Source organism: Undibacterium sp. TJN19, from assembly GCF_049339485.1.
Classification (GTDB): domain Bacteria; phylum Pseudomonadota; class Gammaproteobacteria; order Burkholderiales; family Burkholderiaceae_D; genus Undibacterium.
The window spans coordinates 138,618-153,303 of sequence record NZ_JBMPPL010000003.1 but is presented as its reverse complement, the minus strand read 5'-3'; the positions used below and the strand labels follow the sequence as shown (position 1 = coordinate 153,303).

Below are 14,686 nucleotides of genomic sequence, written 5' to 3'. Positions count from 1 at the left end.
AAGGGCAGAGCAAATCTGCCCCGCCCCGTTATAAAATCCCCTTGGCCTTTGCGTAGAAAATTCAGCGTTCCTGCATTGCCTTAATTTTTCGCTTAATCTCTGGCATCATCGCCATCGCCGCTTTCTCACCCGCCAGAATCGCCAGGTTTCTACCGGCAAAATCACTGCCTTTCATGCCCGGCAGTTCTGGACGTATGACAATCTCCGCCTGCTTCAACTCAAACTGGTTAATGCTTTGCCCCATGATGGCCACGGTTTGCAGCAATACATCCAGTGTATTATTTGAAACCAGCGCTTCAGGTTGCGCAGAAATATTTACCGCAATGACGAGGTCAGCCCCCATATCGCGGGCGAAACGGACGGGCACTGGCGATACCAGGCCACCATCAACGTAGAGACGCTCATTAATTTTCACCGGCTGGAACACGCCCGGCACTGCCGACGATGCGCGCACCGCTGCGCCGGTATTACCGCGCTGAAAAAGTACTGCATGGCCAGTTGCCAGATCAGTCGCTACAGCCCCAAATGGTTTGGCCAATTTCTCAATCGGTGATTGCGAAACGAGGCGATTGACATAAGTCTGCAAGGCATCCCCTTTCAGAACTCCGCTGGACTTTGCAAACAGGGGCAAGGACCAGTCCGAAATGGTTGCCTCATCCATATCCAGTGCCATCTTTTGTAAGGCGAAGCCATTATTTCCGGCTGCATACATGGCGCCGACCACGCTACCTGCACTGGTACCTACCACGATATCAGGCACTATGCCTTGCGACTCCAACGCCTTGATGACACCAATATGCGCAAAGCCACGCGCAGCACCGCCACCCAGGGCCAAACCAATGCGCACAGGTTTGAGGGTTTTGGCCACTGGCAAAGGTGCCGCTGGTATGGCGGCTTGTTGAGGCGCAGTGTTACATGCCGTCATGCTGACAGTTGCAAACAAGCTCAACAATATACGGTTCAAGGTGGCAGACCTGTTTTTTCTTGCGGGCTTAGCAGGCAAACAATCGCTGAATGTCTGAAGTGTCAGGGAGTTCGGGAAATAGCGAGATAAAAGCAGCATGTAATTTTATGTCTAAGTGAAATAAGTCCAAAACCAGGCGATGCAGGCATCTTACTACTGGCAGGTGCAAGATTATATTTCCAAAAGCCCGTTATCCATCGAAAAGAAATGATTCAATTGGTAAGTGACCAGCCTCGCAATACCGCGAAATCTTTGTATAGCTAATCGCTCCGAGCATACATCAACGACAACATCATAAATTCATGATGTTCATCATTCGATCAACAGTATGTCATGCCATAGAAATAATTAGTATTGATAATCCGGCACTTGCTGGCTGATTTGATCCATCAACAGCCAGAAATTCCACTTTTCAATGACATGGTTTTCGTGAAAGATTTTATGAAAAAATTATCCTGGCTAACGCCTGTTACAGCACTGGCATTGACCGCTTGCAGCAGCAGCACCACCCCTATCGCTGACCCGAATGCAGTTCCCGAAGGCACGATACTGAAAGTCGCACTGCTTGAAACGACAGACATCCACCAGAACGTACTAAGCTACGACTACTACGGCTTAAAAGCAGACACCAGCCTGGGCCTGGAAAGAACCGCTACCTTGATCAGCGCAGCACGCGCAGAAAACCCCAACAACCTCTTGCTCGACGATGGCGACGCCATTCAGGGTACTTTGCTGGGTGACTATCAGGCGCTGGCGGCCCCCGTCACCTGTAGCGGTACGCTGGCAGTCTATAAAGTCATGAATGCACTCAAATATGATGGTGCAAGCACAGGCAACCATGAATTCAATTACGGCCTGAATTTTCTCAGCCAGATCACCAATACGGATTTCGGTCTTGCTGATGTAAGCAAGCCGAATAATTGCGGTGCACCGAATTTCCCCGTCGTATTGTCCAATGTGGTTGGTGCCAGCACGCAGAAACCCATCTTCAATCCCTATTCCCTGATAACTAAACAGTTCACCGCCACCAAGCCAGATGGCAGCAACATGACGGTGAAACTGAATGTCGGCATCATGGGTTTTGTGCCGCCACAAATCATGGACTGGGATCAAAAGTCACTGGCTGGTAAACTGGTCGTTAATGGCGTGCAGGAGTCCGCCAATAAATATGTACCCGAATTGCGCGGTAAAGGTGCCGACCTGGTTGTAGCCTTGTCACATGGCGGCCTGGATGCTTCACCATATAGCCCGAAAATGGAAAACGGCAGCCTGTACCTGACATCCACCGGCATTGATGCGCTGATGCTGGGTCACGCCCACCTGATTTTCCCTAAAGGCAAAGAAGTTGGTGCACCGGCCATTGATGCATCATTGGCCGCCCTGCCAACTGCACAGGTTGATACGGTCAAAGGCCTGGTCAATGGTGTGCCGGCAGTCATGGCGCAAAGCTGGGGCCGCCGCCTGGGCATCATACAAATGACGCTCAAATACCAAAGCGGTAAATGGGTAGTACAAAAAGACCTGACCAATGTAGAAGCACGTGGCTTCAAATATAAAGATGGCACTACCATTATTGATGCGGATGCTTCCATCGCACCGTTGATCGATACCGAACACAAAGCCACGCTCAACTATGCAACACAGCCACTAGGAACGACCACAGACTTCGAAATGTCGGCTTATTTCTCACTGGTAGGCGACGTGACTGCGATACAAATCGTCAATCAGGCACAAATCGATTATGTAAAAACCTTCATCAATAATTCAACCGACGCCACGCTGGCCAGCTACAAATCCATCCCGGTCATTTCTTGCAGCGCGCCCTTCAAGGCTGGCCGCAACGGCCCCACCGATTTTACCGATGTTGCCCCCACGGCCACACCCGGTACCCCAGTTGGTTTGCAGGTGCGCAATCCAGGCGACCTTTACCTGTACGGCAACAATAATCTGCAAGCAGTCAAAATCAAGGGTTCTGATTTGAAGAACTGGCTGGAAACCGCCGCCAAACAATTTGGCCAGATTGACCCTGCGATGACAGCAGAGCAAGACCTGGTTCCGTCCTATTCAACCATCTATAACTACGATGTCTTTTATGCGGAAAACAATGCGTTGAAATACCAGATTGATGTGACACAGGCACCTGGCAAACGCATCGTCAATCTGACGTATGCAGGCAAGGCGATTGCTGATGGCGATGATTTTATCGTGGCAACCAATGACTACCGTGCAGGCGGGGGCGGCAATTTCCCTGGCATAGATGGCAGCAAGACCATCATCAAATCGCCGGATGCCAATCAGGCTGTCGTCAGCGATTTCGTCAAGAAGCAAGGCAAAATCACCAGCGCAGCCAATGGCCTCGGTCAGAGCTGGAGCTTTGTCAAAGTCACGACACAAGGCCCTGTCATCTTGCGCTCGGCTCCAGGTAAACTGGCGGTTGCACAAACACTGGGTTTGAGCCGCGTGAAATCCGAAGGCGCGCTGGATGCAAGCGGTTTCGCCAAATACGCGATTGACCTGAGCAAGTAAATTGCGGTTCTGAAGTCTTATGTGAATTAACCGTACCCCCTTTGCGGGGGTACGGCTTTGATGATTTGAACATGCTGAACAAATACAAAATGACCGCCCTGCTGATTGCAGCAGCAACTCTGAATGCCTGCGCACCCGCCCCGACGACAGCAGAAATAGAATCTGCTGGCATGCAAGCATTGCACGGACAAAATAAATCTGCCATTGCAGCATTGCAAAAATGGGCAAGCGCTGGCAACACTATCGCCCAGCGAGAACTGGGTCTGGCGTATTCAGTCAATCCACAAAACTATGCACTGGCAAGTGTCTGGCTGGAAAAAGCTGCCATCGCCGGCGATGCCGATGCGCAGTTCCAGTTGGCAGAAGCGCATTACAAAGCACGCCTGGATTTATCACAGAATTACCAGCTAGCCTGGAAATGGTATGAAGCCGCAGCCAGAAACAAAAATGCCAGGGCCAGTTTCATGCTGGCACGCATGGCAAAATATGGACAGGGTGTACCACAAGATATCGCCCTATCCATGACATGGCTGAAAACCGCCAGTGAACAGGGTAATGCCCAGGCCATGTTTTTGCTGTCGAATGCCTATGCAGCCGGCGAAGGTGTGGCACAAGACCCGGCTCTGGCCAGGAAATGGCTGGAAGAGTCGGCAGAACTGGAATACCCGGTCGCCATACAGGCATTGGCAATGGAACTGGAAAGTGGCAGCAAGCAGGTAGAAAAAGACCCAGCCCGCGCGCGCCACCTGATCAAGGAAGCCTCTGACGAACGCCTTTTACGCTGGAACAAATACCAATAAGTATAGCGCAGCTACCTACATCGTCAGCAACATCGCCAATACCGCCAGCGCCATCATCAAGGTTGCCAGCCAGCCCAATACTTTCAGCCGGGTGGTGATAACAAACTGCCCCATGATGTCCTTGCGTACAGCCATCAACATCATGACGACCATGATAGGCACCGAGATCACGCCATTGATCACGGCACTCCAATACAAGGCCTTGATGGGGTCAATCGCGGTAAAGCCCAACGCAATCCCGATAAACGTCGACAGCGCAATGATGCCGTAAAACTGTTTGGCCATCATTGGGGTACTTTCCAGACTGTTTTTCCATTGAAATGCCCCTGCCATGGCATAAGCGGATGAACCTGCCAGCACCGGTATGGCCAGCAGACCGGTACCGATGATCCCGGCACTGAACAGCATGAAAGCAAAATCACCTGCGATGGGCCGCAAGGCCAGCGCCGCTTGCGCTGAAGTCTGAATGTCGCTGATACCATGCAGGTTGAGCGTCACTGCCGTAGTAAGAATAATGAAAAAAGCCACCAGGTTTGAAAATGCCATACCTATATAGGTATCGATCTTGATGCGTCTTAAATTTGCTGCTGCCTGTTCAGGTGCAATAATCAAAGGGCGTGCATGTGGATCAGCCTCCAGTTCTTCCACCTCCTGCGAGGCCTGCCAGAAAAACAGATAGGGGCTGATGGTGGTGCCAAATACGGCAACCACCGTTGTCACGTATTCGGGCTTCCACGACAAATCAGGCGTCAGCGCTTTCAACAAGACCTGTGACCAGGGAATGTGTACAACGAAAGCCGTCGCCACATAGGCCAACAATGCCAGGGTCAGCCATTTAAGCAGACGCACATAACGACGGTAAGGCACAAAGACCTGAAGCAGCAAAGACAAAATACCAAAACCAACGGCATACCACTGCCCCTTGCCACCAATCAGCAATTTCAAGGCTTCGCCCATTGCAGAAATATCGGCAGCAATATTGATGGTATTGGCGATCAGCAAAAGCGCGACCACGCCATACAATAACCAGGCTGGATAGTGACGCCGTATATTCGTTGCCAGGCCATGGCCACTGACCCGGCCTATGCGTGCGCTGACCACCTGTATTCCCACCATCAGCGGGTAGGTAAACAGCACCGTCCACAGCATGTTAAAACCAAACTGTGCGCCAGCTTGCGAATACGTCGCAATGCCGCTGGGGTCATCGTCAGCCGCGCCAGTAATCAATCCCGGGCCAAGCTTGGCGAGCCAGGTTTTTTCTGTGGCCTTTGCGTTTTCTACACTATCGTTTACATTCGACATGGTCATTTCTGTAGGTGAGCGCCCGGCATCACCCAGCGAATGAATGTCGCACAGAGCGGATAAAGCGGGCACTTGAGCTGGATGCATGTGGCATGCATCACACTACTAAAGATGGGGAACCAGGGCAAGCGTCAAATTGGCGATAGTCTTGCCACTGCTGAAGTGTCCGAGGCAAAGCTTTAGCGCATGCGATGGGTAACGTCCATGCCTATACCGCGATAACCAGTGAACCGGCTGGAGGTATCGAACATGGGTTCACCACTGACTTGCAGATACTGGATAGTACCATCTTCATTATTGCGGCTATATACAAAATCAAGAAAAGGCCGGCGACAGGCGATATTGGCTTCCAGTTGCGCACGCTCTGCAACATTCCATCCAGATAGACCTTTTGGCGAATCGCCGAGCATGTCACCCGCATCGATACCAAGCATTTCAAACACCGGGCCAGAAACACTGGTGAAATTACCCAGTTGATCCTGCTCCCAATACCAGTCAGAAGATAATTCTGTAAAACTTTTGAATCTTGCCTCACTGGCGCGCAACTCCGCGGTGCGCTCCAGAACGGTTTGTTCAAGCCGCTTGTTATAGGCTTCCAGTTTTTGATATAGCAGGCGAACTTCAAGCATATTGTGAATGCGTGTCTGCACTTCGATCAAATCAAAAGGCTTACTGATAAAATCCTTGGCGCCAGCCTGCAAGGCCCGCAGTTTATGTCCGGGTTGCGCTGTAATGACCAGCACTGGCAAATACGCATCGGCCGCCAGATCTTTTAAACCCTCAATGACTTCGAAACCATCCATGCCCGGCATCTGCAAATCGAGAAGAATGAGATCGTAATTGTGTTCGGCATGCAGAGCGCAAACGTCGCGCGGGTCCATGGTTGAATTAATGGACGTGTAACCAGCATTGCGCAGCATCTGCTCCAATAACATCACATTTGCTTTTTGATCATCAACGATCAAAATATTGGCTTTGAATATCTCGATTACTTCAAGCATTGCATACTTTCAAAAGACAGCCACTTCCAGCTGAGTGATACAAATTCACATTGTCAACCAATAATTACTTTGCGATCCAGGCCTTGCTCTTTCGCGTGATGCAGCGCAACGTCCAGCGCATCCATGAATTCATTGACTTTGATCGGCTTGGTAAGGTAGCGGAAAAAACCTGCATCCAGTCCCTTCTCGATATCACGTGGCATTGCATTCGCAGATAATGCCATCACTGGAATATGCGCCGTCTGCGGGTCAGCATGCAAAATCCTCAAGGCACCAAAACCGCTGAGACCAGGCAGATTGATATCCATCAAAATCACATCGGGCTGGTTAACCTGCGCAGAGCGTATACCCAGATGGGCATCAGTTGCAGTCAATAACTTAAGATCACTGCGACGCCCCACCAATTGCTCCACCAGAGCCAGATTGGCTGGGTTATCTTCCACATACAGCAAGGTTCGGAATGCTGACAAATCCATTTTTTGAGTTTTTGAAGGATTAATTGTCGCGTCACCATCCATACCCTCATTAACCACGGCAGGTGCACTTGCCAAATTCATTTCTATCCAGAATACACTGCCTATACCAACATGGCTATCGACCCCAATTGCACCGCCCATCAATTCGATAAGCTGCTTGGTAACGACCAAACCTATTCCTGTACCTTCTTCATTGCCGGCATCTTGCCCCAAACGATTAAATGGCTGAAATAATTGTGTCAGTTGCTCCGGTGTCAAACCTGCACCCTCATCATTGACACAGATGCGAATCCGATTTTCACCCACCATCGTATATTCAACATTAACAGCACCTTCAAGCCGGTTATATTTGATGGCATTCGACAGCAGATTCACCATCACCTGCTTCAACCTGGTTCTGTCAGCGGATACATACAGTGGCAACTCTATGCTCGGGAAATGCATTTTTATACCGCGTTTCTGTGCTTGCGGCTCTATCATGTCCTGACAATCCTGCAAGACCTCAATCAACAAAATCGACTCTTTCGACATCGAGACCTTGCCAGACTCTATCATCGCCAGATCAAGGATCTCGTTGATCAAACGCAGCAAATACCACCCCGCCTGCAAGATCTGGTCTATCGACATTTTCTGTTTTAATGACGGCGCAGGCACATCAGAAGCCATCAACTGGGCAAAGCCCAGTACAGCATTAAGCGGCGTGCGCAATTCATGGCTCATACTGGACAAAAATTCTGACTTCGCCAGATTAGCTTTTTCTGCAACGGCTTTAGCAAACTCCAGCTCATCATTGCTGTTTTGTAGTTTTTGCTCAAACTGCTTGTATTCAGTGACATCACGCGCTGACGAAAACACGCCTTGTAATTTCCTGTCCCTGTCGTAGATCGTGCTCGCGCTATACGAAACCAGAGTTTCCTTACCGTCTTTGGCCAGAGCTGTCAGCTCATAATTACTGACTTTGCCAGAAGTCAAAGCACGCTTGATGGCGAGCTCAGCCTCTTCAGCATCAGTAAAATAGTTTTTAAACGGCGCACCGATCAGTTCTTCACGTGTGCGACCAGTCAATGCCTCCATCTGATGATTCACATCACTGATGATGCCGTTCATATCCGTCGAAATCAAGGCATCGATATTGGCTTCAATTAATGAGCGGGTATAGAATTGTTGATCACGCAAGCGCTGATCAAGCAAGGCCTGCTCAGCTTCCACTTGCTTGCGGGCCGTATTATCGGTACCGATCAACAAACAACCTATAATTTTTTCCTGAGCATCACGCAGGGCTGAAACCGAGACGATAGCCTGAAGGCGGGCACCGTCTTTACGCAGATAAGTCAGCTCATGAATATCCTCGAGGCCACGCGCCGCTTTAAATATCAGCGCGTCAAAACCAGTCGCAACCGGCGTATCAAATTCAACACTGAGTGCAGCCGCCCTGGCGACCAATTCATCGGCATCAGAGATGGCGGTGGGTGTCATGACGTTGACGACATCGGCTGCGTCATAGCCCAGCATATGCTCAGCACCTACATTGAAAATCTGGATAACGCCATGCGCATCAGTGGCGATAATGGAAAAATTGGGATTGTTAAAAATGGCATCTTGCAAGGCGCCCATTTTGAGCAAAACCTCGCGTACTTCCAGTGTTGCCTGCTCACCAGCCAAACGACCCAGTGTTGCTCGCCGTATCTGCAAAGCCCATAAGATTAAAAATATCAACAGAACAGCAACACTGACAACCACAAATTTGATTCTGAAGGCGGCATTGTCTTTACGCTCGCTCAGTAAAATCTGTTCGTTCTTGTCAGCCTCAACCAGGGTATCTTCTATATGCCCAGAAATTTCACGACCAGCATTGAACAGGTTTTTCGTCGCATTGAATCCATGCGCCTCAAACATAAGCTGACTTTCGTGCATGTTGGCCAGCCTGTGATCAAGCATTTCCTGCAACTGGCGCATACGTTCATGCTGCTGACCATTATCCACCGTCAAGGCATTGAGATTTTGACTATCCTTTTTCAACGTCGCCAATAAATTATCGCGCTGAAGCAAAAAACTTTGCTCCCTTGTCAGGAAGTAAGCTCTTTGTACACTTTCTGCCTGGACCAGGTTGGCGTGTATTTCACTTAAACCGTCCATCACTCTGCGCGTATGGTCAACAGATTTGACGGCATCAAAGGGCATCGCGATATTCCAGGTGATACCACCTATCATCAGCAATGCGAGCAAGGTAATGCCAAAGCCGATCAGCGTCAGACGCTCGACAGAAATTTGTTTCATGAATGGCTAACCACGGCAAACCTTTAAGTGAGCTATTTCAAAAGAGGTAAAAGACAAACTACACACCACATGACTTCATGATGCGTTTATGAATCTGCACGATCAGCAGCACGATCAGTGTTACGATTGCCAGCAAAATTGAGATTACGAACTGGTGACATTGGCATTACCGATGCCGGTTTGATTTGACGCTGGCGCACATCAGACAAGAGACGCGCAAATTCTTTTTTCACTACGTCATAACATTCGCAGACATGCTCTTCCAGACCGGTTCTATCAACGACAGTGATATGACCCCGGCGATAGCGGATGAAACCATAGTTTTGCAATTTACCAGCCGCCTCGGTAACGCCTTCGCGCCGCACACCCAGCATATTGGCAATTAACTCCTGGGTAATGGTCAATTCATTGTCAGGCACGCGATCAAGGGTTAACAATAACCAGCGGCACAATTGCTGCTCAACTGAGTGATGACGATTGCATACTGCTGTTTGCGACATCTGGGTAAGCAGCGCCTGCGTATAACGCAGCAACAGCCTTAATACCGGGCCGGCACGATTAAACTCTTCCATCAGGATATGGGCCTTCAACCTGTAGCCGTGCCCCCCGGTTTGGACAATCGCGCGGCTAGGCGTTGTATCGCCCCCCATAAAGAGGGAAATACCGACTACTCCTTCGTTGCCGACACCGGCAATTTCAGACGAACCACCATTTTCAAGCAGGTAGTGCAAGGAAATAATGGCTGTTACCGGGAAGTAAAGGTACTGCAACTTCCCACCGGATTCATACAGCACATCGCCAAGCAACATAGGCACCAATTCAAGATGGGGTGCCAGGCGGTCAAACTCTGCGTCAAGCAAAGCTGCTAACAGGTGATTTTGGTTCGGGTCATATGCACTGTCCATATCAAATTCCCTGCCTTTAGTAATGGATGAGAAGGACGGCTCATGGACAAAATAACTCCAACCAGAGTCATTAACCGTTTCATATTCAACTTACTATGGAGCATTACTGCTTTATGGTCTGTTCGATATCGCACATATAGGAGAAATAATGCAAAAAAATCCATTCACACAAAATCCATAAGGATTTTGTCATGGCTTAAAATAAACGCTTCAATAATGCAGATCTCTGCACACAACGGACTATCTCACTAAAAACTAAAAGACTCTGTGCGCTGGCGCACAGACTGACCGTATTTCAAGCTTTAATCTAAGAAAAAGATATATCAATGTGATTAAAGCAATGTTTACGCATTCTAAATGACAAGCATTTCTACCTTGGCTGATGCGATTACAGCCAGATCAAACAAGAAATATCACGTTCAGGATTTCGCATCTCTTCCGTTTGCAAGTATAGGGGAGGTTCGAGATGTCACTTCCCGACGATCAGAAGGCCCCAATACATGCATGGGGTCACCACGCGGTATGTCGTTCAGCAAACGATCAAACTCCAATTTCACAACGGCATAGCACTCGCACACGATGTTTTCTATGCCGGCACGATCAATGACATCAATGCGGCCACGACTATATTTTATCAAGCCCAGCTTTTGTATATTCCCTGCCGCTGCGGTGACGCCTTCACGTCTGACACCCAGCATATTGGCGATCAGTTCTTGCGTCATTGATACAGAATCAGAAGGCAGGCGATCAAGGCTTAGTAGCAACCAGCGGCATAGCTGTTGCTCTATGGAGTGATGCCGATTACAAACAGCGGTCTGGGTCATTTGTGTGATGAGGGCCTGGGTATAACGCAATAGCAAGCGAAGAAAAGGGCCGGCACGATTGAACTCCTCTTTCAATAGCTGCGCCTTCAGGCGATACCCATAACCTGCGCACTGCACCACAGCACGGCTAGGGGTAGTTTCCCCTCCCATAAACAGGGAAATGCCGAGTATACCTTCATTGCCGACGATTGCGATTTCGGCAGAGGCACCACTTTCCAGCACATACAGCAAAGATACGATGGAAGTCGTTGGAAAATAAACGTATTGCAAAAGACCCCCAGCCTCATATAAGGCCTGCCCCAGCGGCATTTCCACCAATTCCAGATTTCCAGCCAGACGTTCAAATTCTGCCGTCGGCAATGCCGCTAACAAATGATTTTGTAAAGGATTGTGTAAGGCGCTCATTGGGGGGCTTTGAATTGCCATCCCAGTGCGGGACAACATGAATTGTTTAGACTGGATTATCTGATGACAGAATAGCAGGTCTAAGCTTCATGTATGTGCGCCATCGCGCATATATCTAGTGGATAAGGGTGTTTTCAAATGATTACCCATGCGGGCTCAAAAACAAAATAGATCCTGACTAACAAACGCTATGAGCAATAGCGAATCACCGGCCAGCCAAATCTGATCGAACCTGACTAAACTCCCGCCGTATCACGGCATAACACTCGCAGACGACTTTTTCCAGACCCGGTCTGTCCAGCACCACAATGGCGCCACGGCTATAGCGTATCAGGCCGGTGCGCTGCAAATTCCCTGCTGCTTCAGCGACCCTCTCGCGTCTTACACCCAGTGTATTGGCGATTTTTTGCTGGGTGATGTGCATCGATGACGAGGACAAATGATCGAGGCTTAACAGCAGCCACCGACACAATTGCTGCTCTACCGTATGATGCAAATTACAAATGGCGGTTTGGGTCATTTGTGTGATCAGGGCCTGCGTATAACGCAACAGTACGCGCAATAAAGCGCCGGCCCGGTCAAATTCAAGCTTCAGTAGTTGCCCTTTAAGGCGGTATGCATAACCTGCAGTTTGAACCACGGCACGATTGGGCGTGGTATCGCCGCCCATGAACAGCGAGACACCAACCAGACCTTCGTTGCCGACCGCGGCAATTTCAGCAGATACGCCATTTTCGAGCACGTACAGCAGGGAAACAACTACGGTAACAGGAAAGTAAACGAACTGCTGACGCACGCCCGATTCATATATAACTTCGTCAACTTCCATCAAAACCAATTCCATGTCTGCACACAGGGAATCATAGTCCGCTGCGGGCAAAGCTGCCAACAGGTGATTTTGCATGGGACTTTGGGTAATAAGCATTAACGATTGCAGTCTTAAAGAACCAATGAGGAATTTATATAAAAAGCAGGAATTGAATTTTCGATCACAGCCTATCACGTCAATACAAATTTCAATGCGCTATTGCGCACACATGAGGCCAATGGCAGGCACTTTCCCAAAATAAACTTAGCAAACACCAGATCAGTGTAGAAACTTGCGAATTGACCGACGACCTTCTCTTAGTACGATAGCGCACAGACCTTCATTTCTCTCCCATATAAAGTGACTCATCACTGCAATTTTGAACAGGAAACCTTATGAAATCGACTAACTCAATCTCTGCAAATAGTCAAAACACCGAAAAATTGGCGCGTAAGCCAACATCAGCCAACACCATCGCCAGGAAATCGCTGAGACAAAGAAAGCAAGCCGATGCAACTAAAGATGAAGAGCCAGTTTCCAGCAGTGGCAAAATTGCCGCATTGACTGACAAGCTGACAAAAATTGAACAAGCGGTTTTACTAAAATCCAAGGCCCTTGCACAAACGACAGATGACTATGTCCATGCATCACCGTGGCAAGCAGTGGCGATTGCTGCAGGAGCGGGCTTTCTGATCAGCCATTTTTTAGCATCACCCAAGCGCCCGAAATAACTTATCTCTTCCAGACTCTGATTGAACACGCAATTTGAATTAATTGTGTGTTCACACAGGGTCTGGACATATGCATCATTCACACCAAGGATTATCATGCCCAAAGCTTATCTGGTCGGCGCAGGAATCGCCTCGCTCGCCAGTGCTGTCTATCTCATCCGTGATGGGAAAATGTCTGGCAACGATATCCATATTTTTGAAGAGTCGCTGCAAACCGGTGGTTGCCTGGATGGTCACGGCTCACCAGAGACAGGCTACGTAACGCGTGGCGGCAGGATGTTTGATGAAGAGGTCTATACCTGCACCTATGATCTTTTATCTTCCATCCCTTCGCTGAACAACGCCGGCAAATCTGTCAAAAATGAAATTGATGATTTCAATAAAAAGATATTGTCCAATTCAAAGAGCCGTCTGGTCGCACACGGCAGCAAAATCGATGTTTCCAGCATGGGTTTCGATAACCGCAACCGGCTTGACCTGATCGAAATCATGTTGCAATCAGAAGAATCGCTAGGTACGCGGCGTATTGACGAATGTTTTTCACCCTCATTTTTTGAAACCAATTTCTGGTTCATGTGGTGCACGACCTTTGCCTTCCAACCCTGGCATAGCGCGGTGGAATTCAAGCGCTACATGCATAGATTCATGCATGAATTCCCGCGCATCAACACCTTGTCCGGGGTGCGTCGCACGCCTTTAAACCAGTATGATGCCATCACCTTGCCGGTAGTGACCTGGTTGAAAGCACAGGGTGTCAACATCCACATGAATAGTGAAGTGACAGATCTGGATTTTATTTTTGACATGAACAGCAAAACGGTAGAGCGCCTGCATTTGATACAGTCAGGGCAAAAAACCGAAGTGACCGTTGACAGTGACGACAAGGTCTTTGTCACTATCGGCTCCATGGTAGCTGGCTCCAGTTTTGGTTCGATGACGAGCGCACCGGTGTTGAAAACCAAAGAGGCCGGTGGTGCCTGGAGTCTGTGGGAAAAGATCGCGAAAGATCAAACCGAGTTTGGTCGCCCATCAGTTTTTTCAGATCGCATCCCGCAGTCAACCTGGGAATCGTTTACGGTCACCTTCAAAGACCCGCTTTTCTTCAAATTAATGGAGAGCTTCACCGGCAATGAAGCCGGTACCGGCGGTCTGGTCACGTTTAAGGATTCCAATTGGCTGATGTCGGTGGTACTGGCTTATCAACCACATTTTATAGGCCAGCCAGCTGGCGTGACAGTGTGTTGGGGTGATGGCTTGTTCCCCGACAAGCTGGGCAATTTCGTGCATAAGAAAATGTCCGATTGCACAGGCGCTGAAATCTTGACAGAGTTATGTTCACATCTGGGTTTTATCGCCGACTTGCCACTGATACTGGAAACCTCCATCTGCATCCCCTGCCTGATGCCATTTATTGGCAGCCAGTTTCTGACGCGTGCGAAAGGCGATCGCCCTTTTGTAATACCACCAGGCTCGGAAAACCTGGCTTTCATAGGCCAGTATTGTGAAATACCTGATGATACGGTGTTCACGGTAGAGTATTCGGTACGATCAGCCCAGATTGCCGTGTATTCATTACTGAATCTGGATAAAGAAGTGTGCAAGCTTTATAGAGGTTCGCATGATCTGAGTGTGATTTATCACTCTTTCAAAACCATGCTGCACTAAAA

General features: G+C 49.1%; 11 protein-coding genes. 4 read left to right on the top strand and 7 right to left on the bottom strand.

Going from position 1 to position 14,686, the window contains the following annotated elements; all coding sequences use genetic code 11:
* Positions 1–61: 61 nt before the first annotated feature.
* Complete coding sequence (locus ACO0LH_RS12095) at positions 62–925, bottom strand: patatin-like phospholipase family protein (RefSeq protein WP_422941600.1); 864 nt, start codon at positions 923–925, stop codon at positions 62–64.
* Positions 926–1,405: 480 nt separating this feature from the next.
* Here ACO0LH_RS12095 and ACO0LH_RS12090 point away from each other — a divergent pair, with 480 nt between their 5' ends.
* The gene (locus tag ACO0LH_RS12090; RefSeq protein WP_422941338.1) at positions 1,406–3,490 is read left to right on the top strand and encodes a bifunctional 2',3'-cyclic-nucleotide 2'-phosphodiesterase/3'-nucleotidase; all 2,085 of its coding nucleotides are present in this window, start codon (positions 1,406–1,408) and stop codon (positions 3,488–3,490) included.
* A 71-nt stretch (positions 3,491–3,561) separates the two neighbouring features.
* Positions 3,562–4,290, top strand: a complete 729-nt coding sequence (locus ACO0LH_RS12085; RefSeq protein ID WP_422941337.1) for a tetratricopeptide repeat protein — start codon at positions 3,562–3,564, stop codon at positions 4,288–4,290.
* A 15-nt stretch (positions 4,291–4,305) separates the two neighbouring features.
* Here ACO0LH_RS12085 and ACO0LH_RS12080 read toward each other — a convergent pair whose 3' ends face one another.
* From ACO0LH_RS12080 to ACO0LH_RS12055, 6 genes are all read right to left on the bottom strand, one after another.
* A complete protein-coding gene (locus tag ACO0LH_RS12080; RefSeq protein WP_422941599.1) occupies positions 4,306–5,592 on the bottom strand; it encodes an NRAMP family divalent metal transporter in 1,287 nt (428 codons plus the stop codon).
* Positions 5,593–5,771: 179 nt separating this feature from the next.
* Positions 5,772–6,593 (bottom strand): response regulator, encoded by an 822-nt coding sequence (locus ACO0LH_RS12075; protein WP_422941336.1) that lies wholly within the window; start codon positions 6,591–6,593, stop codon positions 5,772–5,774.
* Positions 6,594–6,646: 53 nt separating this feature from the next.
* On the bottom strand, positions 6,647–9,346 hold the full coding sequence (locus ACO0LH_RS12070; protein ID WP_422941335.1) for a PAS domain S-box protein: 2,700 nt from the start codon (positions 9,344–9,346) through the stop codon (positions 6,647–6,649).
* Between the two features lie 86 nt (positions 9,347–9,432).
* A complete protein-coding gene (locus ACO0LH_RS12065) occupies positions 9,433–10,251 on the bottom strand; it encodes a Crp/Fnr family transcriptional regulator (protein WP_422941334.1) in 819 nt (272 codons plus the stop codon).
* A 419-nt stretch (positions 10,252–10,670) separates the two neighbouring features.
* Positions 10,671–11,480 carry a Crp/Fnr family transcriptional regulator gene (locus tag ACO0LH_RS12060; protein WP_422941333.1) on the bottom strand — a complete coding sequence of 270 codons (810 nt, stop codon included), beginning with the start codon at positions 11,478–11,480 and terminating at the stop codon, positions 10,671–10,673.
* A gap of 205 nt (positions 11,481–11,685) precedes the next feature.
* Positions 11,686–12,405 (bottom strand): Crp/Fnr family transcriptional regulator, encoded by a 720-nt coding sequence (locus tag ACO0LH_RS12055; RefSeq protein WP_422941332.1) that lies wholly within the window; start codon positions 12,403–12,405, stop codon positions 11,686–11,688.
* A 278-nt stretch (positions 12,406–12,683) separates the two neighbouring features.
* On the opposite strand from ACO0LH_RS12055, the gene ACO0LH_RS12050 reads away from it, so the two are divergent.
* The gene (locus ACO0LH_RS12050; RefSeq protein ID WP_422941331.1) at positions 12,684–13,019 is read left to right on the top strand and encodes a DUF883 family protein; all 336 of its coding nucleotides are present in this window, start codon (positions 12,684–12,686) and stop codon (positions 13,017–13,019) included.
* 96 nt (positions 13,020–13,115) lie between these two features.
* The gene (locus ACO0LH_RS12045) at positions 13,116–14,684 is read left to right on the top strand and encodes an oleate hydratase (RefSeq protein WP_422941330.1); all 1,569 of its coding nucleotides are present in this window, start codon (positions 13,116–13,118) and stop codon (positions 14,682–14,684) included.
* Positions 14,685–14,686: the final 2 nt, after the last annotated feature.